Source organism: Leisingera sp. ABM4_103 (assembly GCF_056158685.1).
Map to the genome: position 1 here is coordinate 1,075,967 of NZ_JBSWTU010000005.1, position 26,895 is coordinate 1,102,861.

At 68.0% G+C, this 26,895-nt stretch carries 15 protein-coding genes; 6 read left to right on the forward strand and 9 right to left on the reverse strand.

The genetic code is table 11. The features are described from left to right. Positions 1 to 196: 196 nt before the first annotated feature. Positions 197 to 3,007, forward strand: coding sequence for a DNA polymerase I (polA, locus tag ACXAED_RS06760; protein WP_475048066.1), 2,811 nt, complete (start codon positions 197 to 199; stop codon positions 3,005 to 3,007). A gap of 329 nt (positions 3,008 to 3,336) precedes the next feature. Here the strand turns inward: polA and ACXAED_RS06765 are convergent, their stop codons facing one another. From ACXAED_RS06765 to ACXAED_RS06775, 3 genes are all read right to left on the reverse strand, one after another. Then, positions 3,337 to 3,573, reverse strand: coding sequence for a DUF2798 domain-containing protein (locus ACXAED_RS06765; protein WP_475048069.1), 237 nt, complete (start codon positions 3,571 to 3,573; stop codon positions 3,337 to 3,339). An 89-nt stretch (positions 3,574 to 3,662) separates the two neighbouring features. Next, a complete protein-coding gene (locus ACXAED_RS06770; RefSeq protein WP_475048072.1) occupies positions 3,663 to 4,415 on the reverse strand; it encodes a hydroxypyruvate isomerase family protein in 753 nt (250 codons plus the stop codon). Positions 4,416 to 4,646: 231 nt separating this feature from the next. Further along, the gene (locus tag ACXAED_RS06775) at positions 4,647 to 5,231 is read right to left on the reverse strand and encodes a DUF1285 domain-containing protein (protein ID WP_475048074.1); all 585 of its coding nucleotides are present in this window, start codon (positions 5,229 to 5,231) and stop codon (positions 4,647 to 4,649) included. Between the two features lie 64 nt (positions 5,232 to 5,295). Between ACXAED_RS06775 and ACXAED_RS06780 the strand changes: the two genes are divergently transcribed. Genes ACXAED_RS06780 through ACXAED_RS06795 form a run of 4 tightly spaced genes read left to right on the forward strand, consistent with a single transcriptional unit; the run spans position 5,296 to position 12,040 of the window. Further along, positions 5,296 to 6,303 carry an AAA family ATPase gene (locus tag ACXAED_RS06780; RefSeq protein WP_475048077.1) on the forward strand — a complete coding sequence of 336 codons (1,008 nt, stop codon included), beginning with the start codon at positions 5,296 to 5,298 and terminating at the stop codon, positions 6,301 to 6,303. Next, positions 6,300 to 7,193, forward strand: coding sequence for a DUF58 domain-containing protein (locus ACXAED_RS06785; protein ID WP_475048079.1), 894 nt, complete (start codon positions 6,300 to 6,302; stop codon positions 7,191 to 7,193). The genes ACXAED_RS06780 and ACXAED_RS06785 overlap by 4 nt, the downstream gene beginning before the upstream one ends. Then, positions 7,190 to 9,985, forward strand: a complete 2,796-nt coding sequence (locus tag ACXAED_RS06790; protein ID WP_475048082.1) for a DUF4159 domain-containing protein — start codon at positions 7,190 to 7,192, stop codon at positions 9,983 to 9,985. Before ACXAED_RS06785 ends, ACXAED_RS06790 begins: the two co-directional genes overlap by 4 nt. A gap of 12 nt (positions 9,986 to 9,997) precedes the next feature. Continuing rightward, a complete protein-coding gene (locus ACXAED_RS06795; protein ID WP_475048085.1) occupies positions 9,998 to 12,040 on the forward strand; it encodes a hypothetical protein in 2,043 nt (680 codons plus the stop codon). Between the two features lie 147 nt (positions 12,041 to 12,187). Here the strand turns inward: ACXAED_RS06795 and ACXAED_RS06800 are convergent, their stop codons facing one another. The 3 genes from ACXAED_RS06800 to ACXAED_RS06810 form a co-directional block, all read right to left on the reverse strand. Next, positions 12,188 to 13,048, reverse strand: coding sequence for a 2-keto-4-pentenoate hydratase (locus ACXAED_RS06800; RefSeq protein ID WP_475048087.1), 861 nt, complete (start codon positions 13,046 to 13,048; stop codon positions 12,188 to 12,190). 25 nt (positions 13,049 to 13,073) lie between these two features. Further along, complete coding sequence (pbpC, locus tag ACXAED_RS06805) at positions 13,074 to 15,068, reverse strand: penicillin-binding protein 1C (RefSeq protein WP_475048090.1); 1,995 nt, start codon at positions 15,066 to 15,068, stop codon at positions 13,074 to 13,076. A gap of 146 nt (positions 15,069 to 15,214) precedes the next feature. Next, positions 15,215 to 20,674: an alpha-2-macroglobulin family protein gene (locus ACXAED_RS06810; RefSeq protein WP_475048093.1), complete on the reverse strand. Its 5,460-nt coding sequence runs from the start codon at positions 20,672 to 20,674 to the stop codon at positions 15,215 to 15,217. 148 nt (positions 20,675 to 20,822) lie between these two features. On the opposite strand from ACXAED_RS06810, the gene ACXAED_RS06815 reads away from it, so the two are divergent. Next, entirely contained in the window at positions 20,823 to 23,087 is a 2,265-nt protein-coding gene (locus tag ACXAED_RS06815) for a response regulator (protein WP_475048096.1), read from the forward strand. Positions 23,088 to 23,417: 330 nt separating this feature from the next. Here ACXAED_RS06815 and yaaA read toward each other — a convergent pair whose 3' ends face one another. The 3 genes from yaaA to ACXAED_RS06830 all read right to left on the reverse strand — a co-directional run bounded on the left by yaaA (position 23,418) and on the right by ACXAED_RS06830 (position 26,765). Next, positions 23,418 to 24,182: a peroxide stress protein YaaA gene (gene yaaA / locus ACXAED_RS06820; protein WP_475048099.1), complete on the reverse strand. Its 765-nt coding sequence runs from the start codon at positions 24,180 to 24,182 to the stop codon at positions 23,418 to 23,420. Positions 24,183 to 24,212: 30 nt separating this feature from the next. Then, positions 24,213 to 26,270 carry a DNA helicase RecQ gene (gene recQ / locus ACXAED_RS06825; protein ID WP_475048102.1) on the reverse strand — a complete coding sequence of 686 codons (2,058 nt, stop codon included), beginning with the start codon at positions 26,268 to 26,270 and terminating at the stop codon, positions 24,213 to 24,215. Positions 26,271 to 26,477: 207 nt separating this feature from the next. Next, a complete protein-coding gene (locus tag ACXAED_RS06830) occupies positions 26,478 to 26,765 on the reverse strand; it encodes a YggT family protein (protein ID WP_475048104.1) in 288 nt (95 codons plus the stop codon). Positions 26,766 to 26,895 lie beyond the last annotated feature (130 nt).

Here is a 26,895-nt window from a genome sequence, read left to right on the forward strand (position 1 = left end):
TGATGTGTGGTGAAGGAAGGCCAGAGGTCTATCACAGCAGGGCGGCTGCCGGAACCCGCCGCCCTTCTGAGGCAGCAAAGGACCGCCGCTGCCGGTTCCTGCCGCCGGCGGCAAACGGCAATTGCCCTTCCCTGCCGGATCACCGATAACCGGGAAACAGAACACGAACGGATTTCCAACAGGAGCGCGACGGGCCATGAGCGGGACAACATTCGGCAAGGGCTGCCATCTGCATCTGATCGACGGCTCGGCCTTCATCTTCCGCGCCTATCACGCGCTGCCGCCCTTGACGCGGAAATCCGACGGGTTGCCGATCGGTGCGGTGGCCGGTTTCTGCAACATGCTGTTCAAGCAGGTTGAGGACAACAAAGGCCCGGATGCGCCGACCCATGTGGCGGTGATCTTTGACCATTCCGGCACGTCGTTCCGCAATGAGATGTATGATCTCTACAAGGCCAACCGCCCGCCCGCGCCCGAGGACCTGGTGCCGCAGTTCCCGCTGACCCGCGAGGCGACCAAGGCCTTCAACATCGCCTGCAAGGAGGTCGAAGGGTTTGAGGCCGATGACATCATCGCCACGCTGGCGCATCAGGCGCGCGATGCGGGCGGGCGGGTCACCATCATCTCGTCGGACAAGGACCTGATGCAGCTGGTCGGCGGCGGCGTCGAGATGCTGGATGCGATGAAGAACAAGCGCATCGACAGCGACGGCGTGGTGGAGAAATTCGGCGTTGGCCCCGACCGCGTGGTGGATGTGCAAGCGCTGGCTGGTGACAGTGTCGATAACGTGCCGGGCGCGCCGGGGATCGGGATCAAGACCGCCGCTCTGCTGATCAACGAATTCGGCTCTTTGGAAGAGCTGCTGGACCGGGCGGAAGAGATCAAGCAGCCCAAGCGCCGTCAGACGCTGATTGAAAAGCGCGATCAGATCGAGCTTTCGAAGAAGCTGGTGCAGCTGGACTGCGGTATGGAGCTGGACTTCACCCTGGATGATCTGGAGGTGATGGAGCCGGACGCGGACACCCTGATGAGCTTCCTGACCGAAATGGAGTTCCGCACCCTGTCCAAGCGCTTGGCCGACCGGCTGGGGGTTGAGGCGCCGGCAATCCCGGACGCGCCCGCCGCGGCGCCGGTTTCCGCGGCAGCAGAAGCGCCGGAAGCGGTGCCGTTTGACAAGGAAAAATACGAATGCGTCCGCGATGCGGCGGCGTTGCAGGTCTGGATCGACCGCATCCGCGAGCGCGGCTGGGTGGCGGTGGACACCGAGACCACGGGCCTGGATGAAATGGTGGTGGATCTGGTCGGCATCTCGCTGTGCGTCGAGGCAGGCGAGGCCTGTTACATCCCGCTGGCGCATAAGGCGGGGGGCGATGATCTGTTCGGCGGTGAAGGGCTGTCCGAAGGGCAGATGCCGCTGGAGGAAGCGGTGGCGATGCTGAAGCCGGTTCTGGAAGATCCGGCGATCATGAAGATCGGCCAGAACATGAAATACGACGCCAAGATCTTCCACCGCTACGGGGTGGATGTGGCGCCGATCGACGACACCATGCTGATGTCTTATGCGCTGCACGCGGGCCTGCACGGGCACGGCATGGATACGCTGTCCGAACGCTACCTCGACCACACGCCGATCCCGATCAAGCCGCTGCTGGGGTCCGGCAAATCGGCGATCACTTTTGACAAGGTGGCGATTGACGACGCGGTTCCGTATGCCGCCGAGGACGCCGACATCACCCTGCGCCTGTGGCAGCTGTTCAAGCCGCAGCTGCATCAGGAGAGGGTGACAACGGTCTATGAAACGCTGGAACGGCCGCTGGTGCCGGTGCTGGCGGATATGGAGCGCAACGGCATCAAGGTGGACCGCGATACGCTGAGCCGCATGTCCAATGCCTTTGCCCAGAAGATGGCAGCGCTGGAAGCGGAGATCCATGAGCTGGCGGGCGAGAGCTTCAACGTCGGCTCGCCCAAGCAGCTGGGCGAGATCCTGTTCGACAAGATGGCCCTGCCGGGCGGCAAGAAGGGCAAGACCGGCGCCTATGCCACCGGTGCCGATATACTGGAGGATCTGGCGACCGAGCATGACCTGCCGGCACGGGTGCTGGACTGGCGGCAGCTCAGCAAGCTGAAATCGACCTACACCGATGCGTTGCAGGACCATATCAACCCGGACACCGGGCGGGTGCATACCTCCTACGCCCAGACCGGGGCGAGCACGGGCCGCATGGCCTCGACCGATCCGAACCTGCAGAACATCCCGGTCCGCACCGAGGAAGGCCGCCGCATCCGCGAGGCGTTCGTGGCGGAAGAGGGCAATGTGCTGCTGTCGCTCGACTACAGCCAGATTGAACTGCGCATCCTCGCCCACATGGCCGGGATCGACACGCTGAAACAGGCCTTTGCTGAGGGCCAGGACATCCACGCGCTGACCGCGTCGGAGATGTTCGAGGTGCCGCTGGAGGAGATGACGCCGGAAATCCGCCGCCAGGCGAAGGCGATCAACTTTGGTGTGATCTACGGCATCTCGGGCTTTGGCCTGGCGCGCAACCTGCGCATTCCGCGCAAGGATGCGCAGGGCTTCATCGACCGCTATTTCGAGCGCTTCCCGGGTATCCGCAAGTACATGGACAGTACGGTGGAGTTCGCCAAGGAGCATGGCTACGTGCAGACCCTGTTCGGGCGCAAGATCCACACCGCGGAGATCAATGCCAAGGGGCCGAAGGCGGGCTTTGCCAAACGCGCGGCGATCAACGCGCCGATCCAGGGGACAGCCGCCGACGTGATCCGCCGGGCGATGATCCGGATGCCGGAGGCGATTGCGCATCTGCCCGCGCGGATGCTGCTGCAGGTGCACGACGAACTGCTGTTCGAGGTGCCGGAGGCTGCGGTGGAAGAGACCATCGCCGCCGCCCGCGAGGTGATGGAAAACGCCGCCGATCCGGCGGTGCATCTGGACGTGAAACTGGTGGTGGACGCAGGCCGCGGCCAGAACTGGGCCGAGGCGCATTAAGTCAGGTTACTCAAGGGCGGCGGGGCTCTCCGGCCCGGCTTCGGCCTGACGGCCTCCTCCCGTTGGGCCGGGCGCCGCTGACGCGGCGCGGGACTTTCCCCGTCCTCTCCTCACCGGGTCAAGGGAGGCGCCAGCCTCCGCGCGTTCCGCGCGGCTTGCCCTTGACGCGGCCCGCCCTGAAAACAATCGGAAACGCCCCTCAAGGGCAGACCTGCCCTTGAGGGGCTTCTCAGCAAAACCCTTTGCGCCGCGCCAGCGGCGCCACGCCCAACGGCTGCTGCTGCATCTTTGGTGCAGCTTGCGGCGGGCGGGAGCTGCCCCTGCGGCCCTCAGCCCTGCAGCGGCTGTTTGACCAGTTTCGCCACCAGCCCGCGCACCATGGGCGCGGCGGTAAAGGCGACGGCGAAGGCAATCGGCCAGCTGAGAGACCAGGCCTGCATCCAGGCCCCGGTAAACCCCGCTGCGAAGCCAAGCACCTTCCAGGTCGCAACGCCGGTCACGATGAAGGACATCAGGCCCGACAGGATCAGGCTGAACAATACAGGCGCAAAGCGGGCGGGCAGCATGGGCAGGTTCCTTGATCAGATCACCCCCGCCTTACGACGCGCGCCGCATCATATTTCAATTTACGAATATGTTTCCGCCCTGCGGCGGCTCAGCGCATCCAGGTGAGGCTGTCTTCGGTCCTGCGGGTCGAGGGGGTGTATTCGGCGCTGACCCAGCCGTCGTAGCCGCTGTCGTCGATGGCGGCGAACAGCCTTTGAAAGTCCACCGGCCCGGTGCCCGGCTCGCAGCGCCCGGGCGCGGCGGCGATCTGCACGTGTACGGCGCGGCTGCCGAAGGTCTCCCACACTTTGGCCGCATCGCCGTGGATCAGCTGGGCGTGGTAGGCGTCATATTGCAGGCCCACGTTGGGCCGGTCCACCGCCTCCAGCACCTCCACCGCCAGAGTATAGTCGTCCAGGAAATAGCCGGGCTGGTCGCCGCTGTTCAGTGGTTCGATGGTGAACTGCTGGTCCGGCGCCCGGTCGGCGGCCCATTGCAGGTTTTCGACAAAGGTCCGCTGCGCCGCTTCACCCTTGGCGTAGCCTGCCATCACGTGAATTTTGCCCGCCTTCAGCGCCTCCGCGTAGCGCAGCACCCGGCGGATGTCGCGCTGGAAGCGGTCCACCCCGTCGGGCACCGCCGCATAGCCGGGCATGCCGCCGGTGTAATTCGGCGGCGGCGCGTTGATCAGCAGTAGCTCCAAGCCGTTGGCCAGCAGGGCGCGCTGAGTTTCCTTGGCGGCGAGTTCATAAGGATAAAGGATTTCCACCGCCTCGAACCCGGCCGCGGCGGCGGCCTGGAACCGGTCGAGATAGGGCAGCTCGGCAAACAGCATCGAGATGTTGGCTGCGAATCTGGGCATGCGGGTCCTCCTGGCTTCACGGTGGTTTATCGTGGGCGAATCCATGAGGCCAAGACACAGAAAACGACGCATTGTCGCTTTCCCGCAAGGCAGCTGTTGCAAGCCTTGGTTGCGCGGCGGCGAAACCGGCAAGATTTCGCTGGAAATTCAAAGGATAGCAGGCGCGGCGGTATGCTGCCGCCGCTGCCTGGCCTGCCGGCAGGGCGGTTGCCGTACTGAACGTCCGGAAGGTCAGCCGGCGTCCAACTCTGCCGACGGGATCAGCGGGAAGAACGCGCCGCCGGACCAGACGCCGAACCAGCCGTCATGATGCTCGCCCAGTTCCACCAGCCGGTAGAAGCTTTTGCGGTCGATCAGCGCCTCAAGGCCCGCGCGTATCATGACATAGGGCGCGGGTTCGCCGCTTGCGCTGTCACGTTCCACCCGGACCGGGTGATCCGGCCCCGCGGCGGCGGTGTCGCCGATATTGGTGGTGAAGGTGATCTGCTGATCGCGGCCCTGCCCGGCCACGTCGAAATCCACCGCCACAAAGGGCGCGTCCTCGACGGTGATGCCAACCTTTTCGACAGGCGTCACAAGGTAATACTTGCCGTCCTCCAGCTTGAGGATGGAGGCGAACAGCTTGACCAGCTCAAACCGGTTGAACGGCGTGCCGAGGTAGTGCCAGCTGCCGTCGCGGGCAATGCGGATGTCCAGGTCGCCGCAAAACGGCGGGTTCCACAGGTGGACTGGGGGCAAACCCTTGCCTTTGCCGGCCGCTTTTGCTGCCGCGGCAAGGCCTTCGGCATCGGGGGTCACGGGGTTTTGTCCGCTCATTGCTTTTGCCATTTCCTGTCAGCACGATAGAGTAACAGCATATATCCGGGAAACGAGGAATGTCATGCCTGAAACGGACGATCTGCTGGCCGGCATCGAAGCGCTGGAAGCCAAACTGCAGGAGGCGCGCGCGTCGATCACCAAACGGTTCATCGGCCAGGAACGGGTGGTGGACCTCACGCTGTCGGTGCTGCTGTGCGGCGGCCACGGGCTGCTGATCGGCCTGCCGGGGCTGGGCAAGACCCGGCTGGTGGAGACGCTGAGCACGGTGATGGGGCTGGATGGCAACCGGATCCAGTTTACCCCGGACCTGATGCCTGCCGATATCCTGGGCTCCGAGGTGCTGGACACCGCCGCCGACGGGCACCGGTCGTTTCGGTTTGTGCCGGGGCCCGTGTTCTGCCAGCTGTTGATGGCGGATGAGATCAACCGCGCCAGCCCCAGGACCCAGTCGGCGCTGCTGCAGGCGATGCAGGAGCGGATGGTGACGGTTGCGGGCGAGGACCGCTCGCTGGGCGCGCCGTTCCATGTGCTGGCAACCCAGAACCCGATCGAGCAGGAGGGCACCTATCCGCTGCCGGAGGCGCAGCTGGACCGGTTCCTGTTGCAGATCGACGTGAATTATCCCGACCGCGCGACTGAGCGGGATATCCTGCTGGCCACCACCGGGGCGGAGGAAGCAGAGGCCTATCAGGTGTTTACCGCTGCTGAGCTGATCGAAGCGCAGACCCTGCTGCGGCGGATGCCGGTGGGCGAGTCGGTGGTGGAGATGATCCTGGACCTGGTACGCGCTTTCCGCCCCGAGGAGCCGGGCGTGTCCGATCATGTGGCGCAGACCGTGGCCTGGGGGCCGGGTCCGCGGGCGGCGCAGGCGCTGATGCTGGCGGTCCGGGCGCGGGCGCTGCTGGAGGGGCGGCTGGCGCCCAATGCCGAGGACGTTCTGGACATGGCCCGCCCGGTGCTGAGCCACCGGATGCAGCTGAACTTTGCTGCGCGGGCGCGCGGTGAGAGCCTGGCTGCCTTGATTGAGGAAACCGCCGCGGATCTGGCCCGGACCGGGGCCGCCGCGTGACCAGGCCCGCCGCCTCTCAGGCCGCAGTTGGACTGCGGCACCGGGCAGAGGCCGAGGCCAGCACCCTGCCGCCCTTGCTGGTGCAGGCGCGGCACTTGGCCGGGTCGGTGCTGATGGGCGAGCATGGCCGCCGCCGGGCCGGCACGGGGGATGATTTCTGGCAGTACCGCCCGGCCCAGGCCGGCGACAGCCGCCGGATGATCGACCACCGGCGCTCTGCCATGGGCGACATCCAGTATGTGCGCGAGCGGGAGTGGCATATTTCGCAGACGGTGCATCTGTGGGTGGATACCGGCGCCTCGATGCGGTTCGCCTCCTCCCCCAAGCTGCCGCAGAAGATTGATCAGGCCCGGCTGTTGGGCCTCGCCGCGTCGGTGCTGATGGTGCACGGCGGCGAGCGGGTGGGCCTCACTGGCGGCAGCCTGCCGCCCCGGCGCGGCAATGTGCAGATCCTGCGGCTGGCCGAAGCGCTGTCGGATGACGAAGAGGAAGATTATGCCCCGCCCAATGGCCGCGCCCTGATCCCGCACGCGCGCGCCCTGTTCATCTCGGATTTCCTGGGGCCGTATGAGCCTGTGGAGCAGGCGCTGTCCAAGGCCGCCGCGCGCGGCGTCCGGGGCGTGCTGCTGCAGGTGCTGGACCCGGCAGAGGAAGCGTTTCCGTTTTCCGGACGCACCTTGTTCGAGAGCATTGCGGGCGGTGTTACACATGAAACACTGAAGGCCTCTGCCCTGCAGGAGCGCTATCTGGACCGGCTGGCAGAGCGCCGCGCGGCCCTGGAGCGGCTGTGCCATGAGGCCGGATGGCGGTTCGGGCAGCATCACACTGGCACACCAGCGCAAAACGCGCTGATGTGGCTCTATCACGCAATGGAGCGGACCGCGCCATGACAATGATTGCGGGCATCGGCTTTACCGCGCCCTGGCTGCTGCTGGGCCTGCTGGCCTTGCCGGTGCTGTGGCTGCTGCTGCGCGCGGTGCCGCCTGCGCCCAGGCGCCAGCCGTTCCCGGCGGTGACGCTGCTGTTGGGATTGAAGGACGACGAGAGCCTGTCGGACCGCACGCCCTGGTGGCTCTTGCTGCTGAGGACGCTGGCGGTTGCGGCGGCGATCATCGGGCTGGCGGGGCCGGTGCTGAACCCCTCTGCCGAGGAGACTGGCGGCAGCGGGCCGCTTTTGATCGTGATGGATGCGAGCTGGGGCGGTGCCGCGGATTGGAAGCAGACCACCGCCCAGGCCGCGGTGCAGCTGGAGGAGGCAGGCCGGGCCGGGCGCCCGGTCGCTGTCCTGCGCCTGAGTGCGCCGGAGCCGCTGCTGTTCCGGGCCGCCAGCGGCTGGCAGCGGCAGCTGGCCGGGCTGGTGCCCCTGCCCTGGCAGCCGGGACCGGAGCAGCTGGCGCAGGCGCTGGACGCGATTGACGGGGCCGAGGGCCGCTTTGACACCATCTGGTTCAGCGACGGGCTGGAGTATCCGGGCCGCGAGGGGCTGGTCCAGGCGCTGAGCCGCCGCGGCGGCATCGAGGTCTTTGAACAGCCCGCGCCGGTGCTGGGGCTGATGCCTGCCAGCTATACCGGCGGTGCGATCGAACTGACGGTGCAGCGCAGCCGCAGCGGGCCTGCGCAGGAGGTCACGGTTGTGGCCCAGGGCAAGGATCCGGGCGGCACCGCCCGCAGCCTGGCGGCGCTGCCGCTGCGGTTTGCGGATGGTGCCCGCAGCGCCTCCGCCGGGCTGTCGCTGCCCGCGGAGCTGCGGGCGCGGCTGTCACGGTTCGAAATCCGCGAGGTGAGGTCGGCGGGCGCGGTGGCGCTGACCGATGAAAGCCTGCGACGCCGCGAGGTTGCGCTGGTCTCCTCCGAAAGCGCCGATGAGGGGCTGGCGCTGCTGTCGCCGCTGCACTACCTGCGCCAGGCGCTGGCGCCCTCGGCGGAGTTGCTGGAGGGCGCGCTGGCGGATCTGCTGCCGGCCAATCCGGATGTGATCGTGCTGGCCGACGTGGCGCGGCTGGCCCCGGATCAGGAAGACCAGGTCATCGAATGGGTGGAAAACGGCGGCCTGCTGTTGCGCTTTGCCGGGCCGCGGCTGGCCGCCAGCGACACTGCCCGCAGCGGCGAGGAACCCTTGATGCCGGTGCGCCTGCGCATTGGCGGGCGCAGCATCGGCGGCGCGATGAGCTGGGGCGAGCCGAAGACACTGGCGCCCTTTGCCGAGAGCTCACCCTTTTACGGGCTCGAGGTGACGGAGGAAGTCTCGATCAGCTCGCAGGTGGTGGCGCAGCCCGATCCGCAGCTGGCGGAGCGGGTGATTGCCGAACTGGCGGACGGCACGCCGCTGGTCACCCGCAAGACGCTGGGACAGGGCCAGGTGGTATTGTTTCACGTGACCGCCAACGCGGAGTGGAGCAGCCTGCCGCTGTCGGGTCTGTTCGTGTCGATGCTGGAGCGGCTGGCGGTGTCCTCTTCCGCGGCGACGCCTAAGGCCGAGGATCTGGAAGGCACCACCTGGACACCGGTCGAAGTGCTGGACGGCTTTGGCCGGCTGGAGGCGGCGGAAACGCTGCCGGGCGTCAAAGGCCCGGATCTGGTGGCCGCGCCTGCGGGGCCGGAGCTGCGGCCGGGGGTTTATGACGGCGGGCGGCGGATGCTGGCGCGCAACGTGCTGCGCCCGGGCGATGAGCTGCTGGCGGCGCGCTGGCCCGCCTTTGTCGAGGTCAGCGGCTATGACACGCCGCAGGAAATGCCGCTGGGCGGGGCGCTGCTGACCCTGGCGCTGGCACTGCTGGCGCTGGACGTCTTGGGCACGCTGGCGGTCTCCGGCCTGCTGGGCGGTGCCCGCACGGCGGCGCTGGCGGCTGCTATGGGGCTGGCGGCGCTGGCCGCCCCGCAGCAGCTGCGGGCGCAAGAAGTCCCGCCGCAGCAGCAGGCGCAGGCGGATTTCCGGGCCGCCGAGCTGGCCTCGGAACTGGTGCTGGCGCATGTGCTGACCGGCGATCCGCAAGTCGACCGCATTGCTGAAGCGGGTCTGCGGGGGCTGTCGGACACGCTGTTCTTCCGCACCTCGGTGGAGCCGGCCAACCCGGCAGCGGTGGATCTGGAGCGGGATGAGCTGGCGTTTTACCCGCTGCTGTACTGGCCGGTTACCCGCGACCAGCCGCTACCGTCGTCGGAGGCCTATGGCAAGCTGAACGCCTATCTGCGGGCGGGCGGGATGATCCTGTTCGACACCCGCGACGCCGATCTGTCCTCCTCAGGCGCGACCAGCCCGGCGGCGCGGCGGTTGCAGCAGATTGCCCTGCCCCTGGACATTCCGCCGCTGGAAGTGGTGCCGGAGGACCACGTGCTGACCCGGGCCTTCTACCTGCTGCAGGATTTCCCCGGCCGCCACAGCCGCGGTCCGGTCTGGGTCGAGGCGGCGCCGGCCGATGCGGAACAGGCCGAGGGCATCCCCTTCCGCAACCTCAACGACGGGGTGACGCCGGTGGTGATCGGCGGCAACGACTGGGCGTCGGCCTGGGCCGTGGATGAAAACGGCCGGCCCTTGCTGCCGGTGGGGCGCGGCTATGCCGGGGAGCGGCAGCGGGAGCTGGCGTTCCGGTTCGGCGTCAACCTGGTGATGCATGTGCTGACCGGCAACTACAAATCCGACCAGGTGCATGTGCCGGCGCTGCTGGACCGGCTGGGGCAATAGGGGGCGGATGCCATGACACAGACCATTCTGTTCGACCCGCTGGTGCCCTGGCCCGTGATCTGGGCCGCGGGGGCTGTGACCCTTGCGGCACTGATCCTGGGGGTGTGGAAGGGGCTGTCGGGCTGGGGCCTGCGGGCCCTGGCCGCGCTGGTGCTGCTGGCGGCGCTCAGCGGTCCGGTGCATCAGAGCGAGGACCGCGCGCCCCTGGATGACATTGTGATTGTTGCAGAGGACCAGACCGCCAGCCAGCAGCTGCGCGGCCGTCCGGAGCAAATGGCCCGCGCCCGCACCCAGCTGAAGACAGCGCTAGCGAACCGTCCCGGCACCGAAGTGCGCTGGGTCACCGTTGCGGATGGCGCTGGCGATGAGGGCACCCGGCTGATGAGCGCCATTGCCGGGGCGCTGGCGGATGAGCCGCGGGCGCGGGTTGCCGGCATCATCGCCTTGTCGGACGGCCAGGTGCATGACGCGGACCAGGTTCTGAACCTGCCGGCGCCGATGCATCTGCTGCTGACCGGGCGCGAGGACGACTGGGACCGCCGCCTGATCGTCAGGAACGCCCCCGGCTTTGCCATCATCGGTGAGCCGGTGACCCTGACGCTCCGGATCGAAGATCAGGGCGCGGTGCCGGTGCAGGGCGGTTTTGCCGATCTCGACATCTCGGTCGGCGGCGATGAAGCGCAGCGCTTTACCCTGCCGGTCGGCGTGGATTTCGAGCTGCCTATGGTGCTGCAGCACGGCGGGCGCAACGTGATCCAGTTCTCGGTGCCGGAAGAGCCGGGTGAGCTGACCGCGCGCAACAACGCCGCGCTGGTACAGATCAACGGGGTGCGCGACCGGCTGCGGGTGCTGCTGGTCTCGGGCGAGCCGCACGCGGGCGGGCGCACCTGGCGCAATCTGCTGAAATCCGACAGCGCGGTGGACCTGGTGCATTTCACCATCCTGCGCCCGCCGGAGAAGCAGGACGGGGTGCCGGTGGAGGAGCTGTCGCTGATCGCCTTCCCGACGCGCGAGCTGTTCCTGGAAAAGATCAATGATTTCGACCTGATCATCTTTGACCGCTACAAGCGGCGCGGCATCCTGCCGGCGGTCTACCTGGACAATGTGGCGAATTACGCGATGGGCGGCGGCGCGGTGCTGGTGGCGGCCGGCCCCGATTTTGCCAGCGCCGACAGCATCTACCGCTCGCCGCTGTCGCTGATCCTGCCCGCAGAGCCATCGGCGCGGGTGTTGGAAGAAGCCTACCGCCCCGCGGTGACGGAGCTGGGCAAGCAGCATCCGGTCACCTCCGGGCTCGAGGGCGCGGAGGACTGGGGCCGCTGGCTGCGCCAGATCGAGCTGAGGACGCCGGAGGGCCATGTGCTGATGAACGGCGCAGGCGAGCGGCCCCTGCTGGTGCTGAACCGGGTGGGCGAGGGCCGGGTGGCGCTGCTGGCCTCGGACCATGCCTGGCTGTGGAGCCGCGGTTATGAGGGCGGCGGGCCGCAGCTGGAGCTGCTGCGCCGGCTGGCTCATTGGATGATGAAGGAGCCGGAACTGGAGGAAGAGGCGCTGTGGGCCGAGACCTCGGGCCAGCGGATGCGCATCCTGCGCCGGACGCTGGCAGGGGAGGCCGGGCCGGTGACGGTGACCAACCCGGATGGCTCCACGGTGGAGCTGGCGTTGCGCCAGACCGCGCCCGGCCAGTGGGAGACCCGCTATGAGGGGCCGGAGGCGGGGCTGTACCGGCTGGAAGAAGGCGGCAAGACCGCGGTGGCCGGTCTGGGGCCTGCCGCGCCGAAGGAGTTCGAGGAGACCCTAGCCTCCGGCGCTGTGCTGGAGCCGGTGCTGGCGCCTTTGCGCGGCGGAGTGCTGCGGCTGGAGGACGGGATGCCTGCCCTGCGCAGCGTGCGCGCCGGACGCCCGGCTGCCGGGCGCGGCTGGATCGGCCTGACCCCGCGCGAGGCCTATGAAACACTGTCGGTTTCCCAAGGGCCGCTGCTGCCCGCCTGGCTGGCGCTGGTAATGGCGGCCTTCTTCCTGGTGGCCGGCTGGCTGCGCGAGGGGCGGCGGTAGGCGCTTCTGCAGAACCGGGGTTCTCCCGCCCATCGCAGGTTTCCTGACGGACACCGCCCTGGTTGGGCCAAGCGCCGCGCCACAGGCGCGGCGCGGGTCGCTTCGGGCGCAGCCCGAAGCGAAACACCTCATCCAGCCGGCTGCGGATTAATCCTTGAAGCTCACCGAAACCACCGGGTCGCCTGGCAGGCCCTGATAGGTCACGCTGACCCCGCCCTTGGTTTTCTGCGGCGGGAACAGCGGGCCGAAGGAGCCAACGGAGATCAGGTCGCCTGCCTTGAACGCCACGCCCTTGGAGCGCAGCCAGAGGGCGGCATTCACCGGGTTGCCCAGCACCGCGCGGCCCGGCGCCTGCACCAGCACACCGCCCGCGCCGTCGCGCATCGTGACGGTCATCTCCTCCAGCATCCGGGACATCTCAGCCGGGTCTTCCACCGGCACCGGAGCGCCCAGGACGCCGAGGCGGGTGCCCACGCCCATCGCTGTGATCGTCTCAGCCGTGAATGGCTGTCCCTTGGCCAGTGTGAGGTCGGGCAGTTCGATGAAGGGGCGGATGGCGGAGATATGGGCCAAGGCCTCCTGCGCGGTGGCCGCGGTGTTGATGTCCTCATCCGCGACCACCAGCACCAGATCGGCCTCGACCATCGGGATCGCGCCCCAAGAGGCGTCGAGCGTGGCGCCATCTTCCAGCATCATGTTTTGATAAAGCAGGCCGCGCACGGGTTCGGTTGCGCCGAAACGCTCCTGCGCAGGTTTGCTGGTGAGGCCTGCCTTGTAGCCGATGACCGGCCCCAAATGCGGTTCCAGCGCGGCCGCGAGTTTGGCCTGGGAGCACAGCGCGTCCTCCATGCTGCCGCCGGGCGACAGAGCCTGCGCCGGGGTCTTGGCCAAGTAGCTGTCCACGAAGGTGGCGATTTCGGCATCGGTGGCGCAAGCGGCCATAGCGGCGGGGGCGGCCAGGACCACGGACAAGGCAAGGCTGCAGGCGGCGGGGAAGGGTTTCAGCATGGCAGGGCCTCTTGGAATTGCGGGATCAGTCGATCCGAAGATTAACGCGGTCGGAGCGGCCCGAGCCATCGACAACCACCAGCGAGGAGAAGCCGGGGCCGGGGCTGGGGACAGCGAACTCGCGGCGGCGCTGGCCCGATAGCACCGGCCGGCCGTTGGCCATCACCAGGAAGGGCGCGGTGCCGCCGCGGAGTTTGAGGGTGAGGTCGGCGCCCGCAAGTTCTAGCCTTGCGCCCTCGGGCGGGAAGACCAGCTCCGGCGCGTCTGAAGCCTCCGCGAAAGCCGCATCGCGGGGGCGGAAACGCTGCAAAGGCTGCGGCAGTTCGGCAGAGCTGACGATCAGCGTCGCGGGCGGCGGCGGCGGCAGAGGGTCGAGTGCGGGTTTCAGGCGGCCGAAGGCTTCGAACAGCACCGGCGCGGCAAGGTCCCCGCCGAAGATGCCCGGCACCGGGGTGCCATCGGCGCGGCCCATCCAGACGCCGACCGCATGGCGCCCGTCCCAGCCGATCGCCCAGGCGTCGCGGTGGCCATAGGAGGTGCCGGTCTTGTAGGCGATGCTGCCTGCACGCGCGCCCGCTGGCACCGGCAGGCCGCGCAGGATATCGGCCACCTGCCAGGCAGCCTCGGGCGAGGCGAGGCGGCCTGCGGGAGCGCGTGCTTCGCCTTGCATCACGCGCAGCTTTGGGCCCTGCCCGCCTGCCGCCAGCCCGGCGTAAAGCTGCACCATGTCCTGCAGGCTGATGCCGAGGCCCCCAAGCGACAGCGCCAGACCGGGCGCACCGCCGGGCAGTTGCGGTCTGGCGCCGCTGGCGCGCAGGGCGGCCATCACCCGGGCCGGGCCAAGCTCTTGCGTCAGTTTCACGACGGGGATGTTCAGGGACAGTTGCAGCGCCTCGCGCAGGCGGATGTCGCCGCGGAATTCGCCGTCGAAGTTCTGCGGCGCGTAGCCTGCAAAGTTGACCGGGCCGTCGTGGATCAGGGTTTCCGGGTGGGCCAGCCCCTGGTCGAAGGCGAGGCCGTAGATCAGCGGCTTCAGGGTGGAGCCGGGGGAACGGATCGCCTGCGTCATGTCGACGTATCCGCGGCGTGCGGCGTCCGAGTAACCGGGCGAACCGACCAGCGCCAGCACTTCGCCGGTCTGGTGATCGGCGGCGATGAGGGCGGCGGAGAGGCGCGGGCTGCTGCGGACGGCCTCGGCCAGCAGCCTCTCCATCCGCGATTGCATAGCGCCATCGAGGGTCAGGCGCAGCTGGCGGTTGCCGGGGTGCTGGGCCGCCGCCCGGTCGGCCAGATGCGGGGCGAGGCGCGGGAAGGCAGCCATTTGGTGCGGCAGCGGGGTGCGCCGGGCGGCCTCTGCTTGTTCATCGGTCAGGAGGCCCTGGCGCAGCATCCGCGCCAGCACCCGGTCGCGGGCGCCGCTGGCGGCCTCGGGGAAGCGGTCGGGGCGGCGGCGTTCGGGGCTCTGCGGCAGGGCGACCAGCAGCGCGGCCTCTGCCGGGGTCAGGCGCTTCGGCTCTTTGCCGAACCAGCTGTAGGTTGCCGCGCGGATGCCCTCTGCCGCGCCGCCATAGGGGGCGTGCGTCAGGTAGAGGGTGAGGATTTCGTCCTTGCTGAGGCGGCGCTCCAGCGCCAGCGCAACCCGCATCTGGCGCAGCTTGCCCGCCCAGCGGCCGGTGGTGCCGTCTTCCAGCAGGCGCGCGACCTGCATGGTAAGGGTGGAGCCGCCAGAGACCGCGCGCCCGTTCCACAGCGCCTGGCCTGCGGCGCGGATCAGGGCGATGGGGTCGACGCCGGCGTGGGAGCGGAAGCGCTTGTCTTCATAGCGCAGGAGCATGTTCAGAAAGCGCGGGTCGACGTCGGCGGGCTGCACCGCGAGGCGCCAGAGGCCATCATCCACGGGGTAGGCGCGCAGGAGTTTGCCGTTGCGGTCGAGAACTTCGGTGGAGGTCTCCGACAGGGTGAGAGGGAGGTTTGTATTCTCGATCCAAGCGTCGAAGCTGCGGTAGGCGGCGAACGTCACCGCTATCAGAAGCGCTAAGGCCAGAGCGCTCCATTTCCGCCTTTTGCCTGGCCGAAAGGCCGGGCATCGCCCGTCCGCCACCCCGGGCGGGCGATACTCGCCCACCCGCGGACAGGCGCTGCCCTCAGCTCTTTTCCGCCAGCGTTTCACCTGACTTCTACCCGCCCCGTGCCGGTGCGGGCGCGGTAGGCGGGGCGGTACATGTCCTCAACCGAGGCCCCCGGGTGGTGGAAAACGCCAGGCGTCACCGCGCGGACCACGTAGGCCAGCGTCACAGGCGAGGCATCGCGCACATTCACCGCCGCCAGGAAGCGGTCGCTGCGGAACTCGGCGTGCTCGGCCTCAGCCGGGTTCAGCCAGTCGAGATCGCGCAGGTCGCCGGAGCGCAGAAGGTTGGGGTTGTCGATCTCAAACCCCGCGGGCAGCGGGTCGTTGATCATCAGCCTCGCGCCGGTCTTCTCATGCGGTTTCACCCGCAGGACCGCCACGAACCGCGCGCCAGCCTGCACGGACTGCGCCTCCAGCGGCTGGCCCTCCAGCGAGTAATAGCTGCGCTCGATGGTGTAGCCAAAACCGCCCGCGGCGGGCGGGACCTCTGGCACGCCAAGCGTGGTGAGGGTGATCTCTGCCGTCCGCCCGCTGGCGGCGGTGAGCGCCAGTTCCGGCGTGTCCTGACCGTCTGCGGCCTCAACAAACGGACCCTGCACGGGCTGGCCGTTGACCAGCAGACCGGAGTCTTCGGGGGTTTGCGTGAGCGCATGGGCGGCCATCAGGGTCCAGGCGGACTCTTGGGTGGAGCGGGTGCCGGACGCATTGGCAAGCCGCGACGACAGGCGGGCGCGGTCCACCGCCTCCGATCCAGCCTCTGCCGCCAGCGCCAGAACGCCGGCGGTGTCACGCAGTTGGGTGCCGAAATCGGCGCGCCAGAGGCGGGCTTCGCCCTGTTCATCAGAGCCGATCATCTGCGCGGCGCGGGCGAACATCCGGTCGGCGCGGCGCTGGTCGCCATAGGCCGCCAGGGCTGCGCCCAGCTGGGCGGCGGCGAGCGGGGTGGCAAAGGCGTCGCCCTTTACATCCGCGTAATAACGCAGGTCGCCCATCTGGGCCGCGCCTTCGCGGGCCAGCACCAGGAGGGCATAGGCGATCTCCTCGCCGCCCGCGTCAAAATCGGCGGCGTAGTTGATGCGGTTGCGCAGGTTGTCCATCGCCTGGGCAAAGGCCTGCTGCGGCACCGCGTAGCCCTGGGCGCGGGCGCGGCTGAGGAAGTCGCTGGCGTAGGCATCCAGCCAGAACTCCCCGCTGTCGGCGCGCCACATCCCGAAGGCGCCCGAGGGGGCCTGACGGGTCAGCACCTTGCGGATGGCGGCGTTGATGCGGGCGTCCACCGCCGGGCCGTTGCCCAGCCCAGCTGCCTGCGCCACGCTGCTGAGGTAGAGCAGCGGAAGGGCCTTGGACGTCACCTGCTCAGTGCAGCCGTAGGGGTACTGGTCCAGTTCGGCCAGCAGGCCCGGCACGTCGAACTTGGCAAGCGGGCCGGAGGAGATGGTGGCCCGCGCGGTGCCGGGGCGCAGGCCCGCGAAGACGTCCCTGCTAAATAGGAAGGTGTCGCCGCCTGCGAGGGTGAAGCGGCGGGTCTCTGACGTCACCGGATCATTGGCGCGGACCGGCATCCGCAGGGTCTGGCGCAGTTCTTGCCCGTCCGGCGTGGTGAGGGTCAGGGCAAGTTCGTGGTCGCCCACGGTTTCTGCCGTCACCGGCAGGTCCAGCACGGCCTTGCCCTGCTCCGCCAGTGTGACGGAGGCAGGCAGGCTGCCGAGCGTCAGGCCGCCTGCGTTTGTTGCGGTCAGCTTCATCTCACCTGCCGGGCCATCGGCGTGGACGATTTCTATCCTTGCGCGGCTTTCATCACCCGGCGCCAGGAAGCGCGGCAGGGAGGCGGTGACCACGACGGGGTCGCGCACCAGCATGTCGGCCTCTGCCTGGCCTACGGCCTTGCCCGACCAGGCAACCGCCATCAGCCGCACGGTGCCGTTGAAGGCGGGGAGGGTCATCGGGAATTCGGCCTCGCCATCGGCGTCCACCTGCAAGGGGCCGGAGAACAGTGCCACCAGATCCTGTGTGGGCGGCGGCGATTGCATCTTCATGCCGCTGTCCGCATCGCCGCCTGAGCGGATGCGGCCCAGGGTACCGTTGCCGGGGTCGATCAGGCGGCCGTAGACGTCGCGCAGCTCCATCCCCAGGCGGCGCTGGCCGTAGTAATGCGCGCTGGGGTCGGGGCTGGTGAAGCCGGTGAGGTTGAGGATGCCGAGGTCCACCGCGGCGACGGTGAGCCAGACCTCCTCGCCCTCTGCCGCGCCATCGACGCGGATCTTGGCGACTTGGGTGCCGCGCGGGCGGACCACTTCGGGGACGTCAATGGCGACCTGCAGCTGCTGTCCGGGCTGGGTGACGGCCGCGTGGGCCAGGCCCAGGGCGCGCAGCGGGGTGCGGCCGCGCTCAGCCGCAACGGGCTGGATTACCGTGGCGGTCACATAGGCGCCGCTGCCCCAGTCCTGTGTCACCTCCAGCGGGATCACAGTTTCGCCAGCCGGAACCTCCACCGCCATGCGGTGGATCAGGCGGTTGGAGACCACCGAGACCAGCGCAGTGCCGGCAGCTTGCGGCACGATACGCAGACGGGCGGTGTCGCCGGGGGTGTAGCTGTCGCGGTCCAGCGACAGGTCCAGCCTTGCCGGTGTTTCAGTGCTGCCTTCGGGCGCATACCAGCCGGCGTAGAAATCAAAAGCGGCGGAAGCGTATTCGCCATCAAGGCGCTCCACCACCAGTTCATAGCGGCCCCAATCGACGGGTTGCGTCAGCGGCAGGGGATCATTGCCCAGCTGCGCCTCGCCGGTGGCGATACGGGTGCGCCGGGTGATGGGCTCCCAGTTCCAATTGCCGTAGAGCTGATACCACTGGTAGCGGGTCTCGATCCGGTTCAGGGTCCATTTGACGCGCATCGGCATCGGTTTCAGGTCCGGCGACAGGGCGATCAGTTCAAATCCTGCCTCGGAGCCTTCTGGCGCGGCCTCGTCAAACAGCGGCTTGATGCCGAGGACCGGGCCTGCGGGGCGGACCGGCAGCTCCAGCACGCGCTCCACCGGGCGGGCGGCCCCATCAGCGACGCGGGTGGTGAGGGTGGCCAGCAACGGCTTGCCCTCTGCCGGGGTGGCGGCGGGGAGGCTGGCCGTGAAGGATGCGCTGCCGTCGGCGCCGGTTTCCTGGCCGCCGAAATACTCGGTCTGGGCCGAGGCAGCTTCATCATAGCGGCCGAAGCGGAAGCCGGGCCATTGTTCGAGAGTATTGGCGGCGGTGAGGCGGATGCTGCCCTCCACCTTCAGGCCAGCGCCCGGCGCGCCGAACAGGTAGTCGGCTTGCAGGCTGATCTGCGCGGCGCCGCCGGGCTGGAGGGCGTCTGCATTGGTGACCTGCTGCGTGAAGTCGATGCGCTCCGGCAGGAAATCCTCAACCAGGATCTGGCGGCTGGCGAGCGCGGGGGCCTTGAGGTCGCTCTTGATCTCAATCCGCCAGGTGCCGCGCGGGGCGGCGGGGCCGGTTTCCAGCGCGAAGACATGGCCGCCCTGATGGCCATTGGCCGAGGTCTGGCGGGTGTATTCCACCCCGTCGGGGCGCAGGAGGATTGCGGTCAGCGGCAGGCCGTCGATGGCCTGGGCCTTGCTGTCGCGGGCCAGCGCGGTCACATGCACGGTTTCGCCCGCACGGAAGGCGCCGCGGGTGGTGGCGAGGAAGACATCCACCGGCCCCGGCGCGGGACGCCCGGCCACGCCGCGGTCCGACAGGTCAAAGGCGGCGTCATTGAGGGGCAGGAAGGTGAAATCGCCCTCCCCTGCCCGCGCGGTGATCAGCGCGGGCGCCGTGCCGCCAGCGCCGCGGGTGAGACCCGGGGCAAAGTGCACATAGCCGCTGGCGTTGCTGGTTGCGGTGGCCAGAACCTCATTGGCGGAGGAGATCAGGCTGACCTCGGCACCTTCCTGCGGCTTGGCATCCGCCAGGCCCTGCACCTGCACATGCAGGCCATCGCTGCCGGACATGGTGGAAAGGCCAAGGCCGGTCAGTACGAACCACTGTGTCGCCCCCGCATCCTCGTAGGGGTCGGCCCCCGGGACCCGGGCGGTCAGCGCGTAAAGGCCCGGTTTCTTCTGCCCTGTCAGCGCATCTTCCAGCGGCAGCAGGCTGGTCATGGCCTGATTGAGCGCGGTGTCCACGTCGGCACTGCCGGTCCAGATCTCCTCGGCAATGTCAGCGGCGAAATGCTTGTCTTCCCAGTGGGAGAGCGGCTTGGCGAAATAGCCCTCCTGCAGGGTGCGCAGCACGTTGCGGCTGCTGACCCGGCGCAGGCGCAGGTCCAGTTCCGTCAGGTTCACGGTTTCCACCGGCAGCGCCGCGGCACCGCCGGCTGGCAGCACATAGGCACGCCCCGGGAAGCGGACCTGAGGGGAGCGGTCGCGCACGTAGTGGGTCAGCTCCACATCTTTGAAGAGCTGCTCGCCGCTGGCCGCGGGCAGGCCGCGGCGCAGGGTCAGGCGGTAGCGCTTGCCGTGCTCCGCCCCGTCGAGGCAGAGCTGGCGGCCCTGGACGGTGACGGCCAGGCCGGCCTTGGCCATGCGGACGTAGTTTTCGTAATCGGTGCCGGCCTGCTCCAGATCTTCTGAGAATTCGGCGCAGATGCGCGGCGCGGCGCTGTCGCTTTCGACCGTGCTGGTGAGCACGCGGAAACCGTATTTGGCAGTCGCATCCTCCAGCTGCGCGGCGCGGCCGGCATCAGGTGCGATGTCCTGCGCCAGCCGCAGAAGCGGCAGCATGGCGCGGCCGTTTGCCTGCAGCTCCTGTGCGCGGGCTGCTGCCGCCAGCGCCTCTGCCTGCGCGGCAGGCGTGGCGGCCCGCAAGTAGCCGTTCACCGCCGCGAGGTAGCCCTGCGCGCGCAAGCGGCTCTGCTGGCTGCGGCTGCCCCTGTCCTTGGCAGCGCGCAGCAAATAGCCGGAGAATTGCGTCCAATCCGCGGCGTCATCGCTCAGCACCACCGCCTGCGCCATCCAGCGCAGAGCGGCAGGGGAATCGCCGTCCCGCAGCCGGCCGCGGGCGGCGGCGCGGGCCTCTGCCGGGTCACTGGCGGCCAGCGGGTAATCCAGCCCCAAAGTGCGCGCAAAGGCGGCGGCGTTCTGCAAGTCCTGCGGCGGCAGGAACCCGAGCCGCGCCGCGCGGGACGCTGCCGCGGCGGCCAGCCCGGGCGCGGCGGGCTGTCTCACCGCGGAGAGGGCGCCTGCGTAGGGGCTGGATTGCCCCAGAGCCGATTTGGGGAAGCAGGCACTCGCCCTCTGATTGAAGACAAAGCCTGCGCAGTCCGCCTGTGCGGAGCAGGCGCGGGCACAGGAGGCCACGTCCGTATCAAACAGAGGCTGCAGGTCGGAGCCGTAGAAATCGGTATCCGCATAAGAGCGGTAACGATAATCAGGAACCGCCGGCCCGGCCCAAGCCGAGGGTAAAAACGCAAAAAAAGCAATAAAAGCAATAAAATAAAATAAGACAGAAGCAAACAGACGCGGCATGGCACCCTCCAAGACTGGAGACAGGCTGGCACGGGCTTAACGTCATAGCAAGATTCCCCCGCGTAACACGTTAAGGGCAGCCAGGCTGCCGCCCGCGCGGAATTAGCCGCGCGTTGTTTGTGTTGATGCATTGCCGGAGTTTGCAGGGATGAGCCTTGCCGACAAATTAGCGGAAGAAAGGCGGGCCCGGCTCGCCGCGGAACGGCTGCTTGAGCTTAAGCAGGCCGAGCTTTCCGCCGCCAACCGCAAACTTGGCCGCCATGCGCTGGCGCTGACCAAGCAGATCGGCCAGACACAGGCCGAAGTGGCCACGGTCCGCGACGAAAACGCCAAAGTGAAATCCGACCTCAGCACCGCCCACGCCAAGGTCGAGACCGCAGAGCGGCGGCTGTGGCATTCGATCCAGGCGTTTCAGGACGGGTTTGCCTTCTTTGATGCCGACGGCAACCTGATCGGCGCAAACACGGCTTACCTGAATATTTTCGACGGGCTGGAGGAAGTGTCGCCCGGCATCTCCTACCTGCGCATCCTGCAGCTTCTGACCGACGAAGGGCTGATCAACACCGGCGACATGGCGGCGGATGCCTGGCGCGAGATGATGAATGAGCGCTGGCACTCTCCCGCGCCGGAACCGGTGGTGATCCAGCTGTGGGACGAACGCTACCTGCGGCTGATCGACCAGCGCGGCCATGACGGCGACATGGTGACTCTGGCGCTCGATATCACCTCGACCGTGCGCTACGAGGAGGAACTGCGCGCCGCCCGTGCCCGGGCGGAGGCCGCCAACCGCGCCAAGTCCGCCTTCCTCGCCAACATGAGCCATGAGATCCGCACCCCGATGAACGGGGTGGTGGGCATGGCGGAGCTGCTGTCAGACACCGGGCTCAACGAGGAGCAGCGGCTGTATGCCAGCACCATCAAGAATTCGGGCGAGGCGCTGCTGGTCATCATCAACGACGTGCTCGACTACTCCAAGATCGAAGCCGACAAGCTGGAGCTGCACCCCGAACCCTTTGACCTGGAACGCAGCCTGCATGAGGTGGTGATGCTGCTGCAGCCCACCGCGCGGGACAAGGGGATAGCCTTGCTGGTCGACTACGACCTTTTCCTGCCCACCCGCTTTACCGGCGATCCGGGCCGCATCCGGCAGGTGCTGACCAACCTGGCAGGAAATGCGGTGAAGTTCACCAAGGAGGGGCATGTGACCCTGAGGGTGACCGGCATCACCTCTCCCGACGACAAGCAATGCGCGGTGCATGTGAATATCGAGGACACCGGCATCGGCATCCCCGAAGAGAAGATCGGCCACATCTTCGGCGAGTTCAACCAGGTCGAGGACGAACGCAACCGCCAGTTTGAAGGCACCGGGCTGGGGCTGGCGATCTCCAAACGGCTGATCGAGATGATGGGCGGCGAGATCTGGGTCGACAGCGAGGAGGGCAAGGGTTCCTGCTTCGGCTTCCGCCTGCCGCTGCCGGTGGAAGCCGGCCCCGAGGCGGCGGTTCCGGCGCTGCCCAGCACGCTGCGCCATGTGCTGCTGGTGGATGACCTGCCGCTGAACTGCGAGATCCTGCAAAAGCACCTGCTGATGCTGGGGGTCCGGGTCAGCACCGCGGGCACCGCCGCTGCCGCGCTGGCGGCGATGCAGGAGGGGATCGACCTGGTCATCAGCGGCCACAACCTGCCGGTGCTGGACGGCGTGCAGCTGGCCCGGGATCTCAAATCCGGGCCGTGGCGCGGGGTGCCAGTGCTGCTGCTGAACTCCAGCCCGCAGGCCGCGAACGATCCGGAAATCCGCCAGCTGGTGAACGGCGTGCTGCAGAACCCGGTGCCGCGCGATGAGCTGTTCAGGCAGCTGGCCAATCTGGCTGGCTCTGGCAAGCCCGCGGCAGCGCCGTCCGCTGCGGGGCCAGAGCCTGCGGCGGCGATTCCATTGGCGGCGGCGCCGGAACCGCCAGCCTGCCCGCCCGGCCCGGCAATCCGCCGGATGCGGGTGCTTGCGGCGGAAGACAACAAGACCAATCAGCTGGTGTTCCGCAAGATGGTGAAGGAACTCAACATCGAGCTGAAATTCGCCAGCAACGGGCTGGAGGCGGTCGAGGCCTTCAGAACCTTTGCCCCGGATCTGATCTTCATGGACATTTCGATGCCCAAGATGGACGGCAAGGAAGCCACCGCGGAAATCCGCAAGCTGGAGGCCGGAACCGGCAATCATGTGCCGGTGGTGGCGCTGACCGCGCACGCCATGGCCGGCGATGCCGAGGGCATCCTGGCAGCCGGGCTGGACCATTACCTGACCAAGCCGCTGCGCAAGGCCTTGATCCACGAAAAGATCCGGGATTGCGCCCCGCCCGGCACCAACCCGCTGGACACCGGCAGCCCGCCTGCGATCCCGGCCGCCAGCGGGCAGTGAAGGCACAAGGACCGGTCCCGGCCGCTTTAGAGCCGGGTTTCCTGCCGCATCAGGCAATAAACGCAGCTTGCGAAACCGGCAGTTGCAGCCTCCAATGGGCTGCCCGCTCGGTTCATGAGACCGGACAAGGGCAGCGCCGAGCGGACTGCCGCCGCCATGGCCCCTGATTTCAAAATCCAAACTCTCCCGCGCCCGCGGGCGCACCGGCTGCGCCGGAGCACCCTTTGTGCGGCCTTGGGCCCGGCAGCGCGCGGAGCGCGCTGCCGGGCCCAACCGGGACGGTGCAGTCTCTGGACTGTGCCGGAGCGGGCGGGAGCCCCCGGCCCTGTATCAGGCGCTGCGCAGGAAGACAGGCTTGTCCGGTTCCGACAGCTGCGGCTGGTAGGCATAGCCGCCGGTATCGAACTCCAGCAGGCTTTCCGCGTCTGTCAGCCTGCCTTGGATGATGTAGCGCGCCATCGCGCCCCGGGCGCGTTTGGCATAAAAGCTCACCACCTTGGGGGTGCCGTTCTTGTCTTCCATGAACACCGGCGTGACCACCCGCAGCTTCAGCGCCGCAAGATCGACCGCGCCGAAATATTCCTGGCTGGCACAGTTCACCAGGATATCCGTGCCCGCAGCCTCAGCCTGCGCATTCAGCGCGTCCGAGATCTTGCGGCCCCAGAATTCATAGAGGTTCTTGCCGCGCGGGTTTTTAAGGCGCGAGCCCATCTCCAGCCGGTAGGGCTGCAGCGCATCCAAGGGCCGCAGCACCCCGTAAAGACCGGACAGGATGCGGAGGTGCTCCTGCGCCCAGGCCATTTCCTCCGGCTCCAGCGAGGCAGCCTCCAGCCCCTGATAGGTGTCGCCGGCAAAGGCCAGCGCCGCCGGGCGGGTGGCTTCCGTTTTCGGATCGGAGGCAAAGTCCTGGAAACGGTCATAGTTCAGCTTGGCCAGATCCTCGCTGATGTGCATCAGCTTCATCAGGTCCGCCACGGATTGTTCGCGGGCCACCCCGGCCAGTTCCACCGCGTCGTCATGCAGCGCGGGCCAGGTCATCTCCTGATCCCGTTCCGCCCAGTCCAGCTTCTTGGCCGGAGAGGTCACTACCAGCATATCTGCCCCCTTGATGATCTTGGCGCAACCCTAGCCCGCGCCGCGCAGGACGTCCAGAAACGCCGATGCGAAACGTTCGGCGCGGCGCTCCCCCAAGAGCCGCGAAACGCCAGCCTCGTCATCCGCACGCAGCTGCGCCACCTTCGCCAGCAGCGACGCCGAGCAGGTGAGCGGCTTCAAGGTGCCGCATTCGCCGCGGGCCAGCTGCGCCTGCGCTTCCAGCAGACCGTCGTAAACCGAGCCCGCCTCGCGCCCTGCCAGCTTGCGCCGTGCGGGGTGCAGCTGCTCTGCGGCGCCGGTGATCACGCCCAGGAAATCATCGCCGTAGCGTTCCAGCTTCTTGGCGCCGACGCCGTTGATGCGGGCCATCTGGTCCAGCGTTTCCGGGCGAACCTCGGCCATCTCGATGAGGGTGCGGTCGGGGAAGATCACATAGGCCGGTACTTTTTGCGCCTCTGCCAGCGCCCGGCGCTTGGCCTTGAGCGCGGAGAGGAGCGGCGCGTCCTCCTCGGAGACCAGCGCCTTGACCGCCGGGCGGCGGTCGGCGGATTTGATGGTGTCGCGGCGCAGCTCGATGGACTGCTCGCCGCGCAGGATAGGCAGGGCGGCCTCGGTAAAGCGCAGGGCGCCGTGGCGTTCCGGGTCCGGGCGCAAGAGGTCGTGGCCCATCATCTGCCGGAACACAGCCTGCCATTGGCGCTTGCCGAATTCCTTGCCGCAGCCGTAGACCGACAGCTCATCATGGCGCTTGGCGCGTATCCGCTCGTTATCGGCACCCAAGAGGATGTCGATCAGGTGGCCGGAGCCGAACCATTCTTCTGTCCGCAGAACCGCCGACAGGGCCTTGCGCACCACGGTGGTGCCGTCGAACACATCGGCGGGTGTATCGCAGAGATCGCAATTGCCGCAGGGCTCTGCTTCCTCGCCAAAATACCCCAGCAGCTTCTGGCGGCGGCAGTGCAATGCCTCGGCGAGACCCAGCAGAGCATTGAGCCGGGCATGGTCGGCGGCGCGGCGCTCGGGCGGCGCGAGGCCCTCGTCGATTTGCGACCGGCGCAGGCGGATGTCGTCGGGGCCGAACAGGGTGAGGGTTTCGGCAGGCGCGCCGTCGCGGCCGGCGCGGCCGATTTCCTGGTAATAGGCCTCGATGGATTTCGGCAGGTCGGCGTGGGCGACCCAGCGGATGTCGGGCTTGTCGATGCCCATGCCAAAGGCGACGGTGGCGACCACGATCAGACCGTCTTCGCGGGCAAAGCGGGTTTCGACGATGCGGCGGTCCTCGGCCTCCATGCCGCCGTGGTAGAAACAGGCGGAGTGGCCGGCCTCGCGCAGGGCGGCTGACAGCGCCTCGGTCTTAGCACGGGTGCCGCAGTAGACGATGCCGGACTGGCCCTTGCGGGCAGCGGCGAACTCCAGGATCTGGCGGCGCGGGCTGTCCTTGGCGGCAAAGGCGAGGTGGATATTGGGCCGGTCAAAGCCACGCAGGAAGCTGCGGGGGGCCTCGCCGTCGAACAGTTTCTGGACGATCTCTTCCTGCGTTTCCTGGTCCGCGGTGGCAGTGAAGGCGGCCAGCGGCACGTCCAGGGCGCGGCGCAGCTCGCCGATGCGAAGGTAGTCGGGGCGGAAGTCGTGGCCCCATTGGCTGACGCAATGCGCCTCGTCCACCGCGATCAGGCTGACGCCGATGCGGCGCAGCATCCCCATGGCGGCGCCGGAAGCGAGGCGCTCGGGCGCCATGTAGAGAAGTTTCAGCCGCCCGGCCTCGATCGCTTCCCAGACCATTTCGGTCTCTTCATCGGTGTTGCCGGAGGTGAGCGCGCCTGCGGTGACGCCGGCCTCCTGCAGGGCGCGGACCTGGTCGCGCATCAGCGCAATGAGGGGGGAGATCACCACGGTGATGCCGTCGCGCAGCAGCGCGGGCAATTGGTAGCAGAGCGACTTGCCGCCGCCGGTGGGCATGATCGCCAGCACGTTCTCCCCGGCGGTCACGGCGTCGACGATCTCTTCCTGGCCGGGGCGGAAGGCGTCAAAGCCGAAGATCTCGCGCAGGATCGGGGACGCGCCTGTCAGGGCTGCCGGGGCTGTCATGGGGGCAAGGGGCCTCAGTGTGGTGGTCTGCTCTTACTTGGCAGGCACAATCCCACAGGAGGCATGGGGCAGCAAGGGGGGCTTAACCATCCGGCGACGCTATTGGTCAACCGCCAAGGGCTGCGCCCGAGCCTGGGAGGGTGCGAATGCGCCCTCCCGTGGGGAGGGTCGGGCGCAGCCCGGCCTATCGGCCGGGCAGAAGGTCCATCAGTAGAACGCCGCCATGTTGTTCACCAGGATGATGCGCAGCGCGTAAACGGCGACCAGCACCACCAGCGGTGCAAGGTCCAGCCCGCCCATGTTGGGGATCACGCGTCGCACCGGCGCATAGAGCGGTTCCAGGATCCGGTTCAGCCCGTACCAGATCTGGGCCACCAGCTGCTGGTGCAGGTTCAGCACCTGGAAGTTGATCAGCCAGCTCATGATCACATGGGCAATGATGAAGAACCAGACGATGTCGAGGATCAGCATCAGGATTTGGAACAGCGAGACCATCTGTATTTCCCTTTTTCGAACAGCCACACAGGTAAGCAGCCGGCAGGAAATACGCAAGGCTTCCGCGAGGTTGCGGTTGACGCGCTGTAAACGGGTGGCATCACGGGCACATGCGAAACAGGAGCGCACG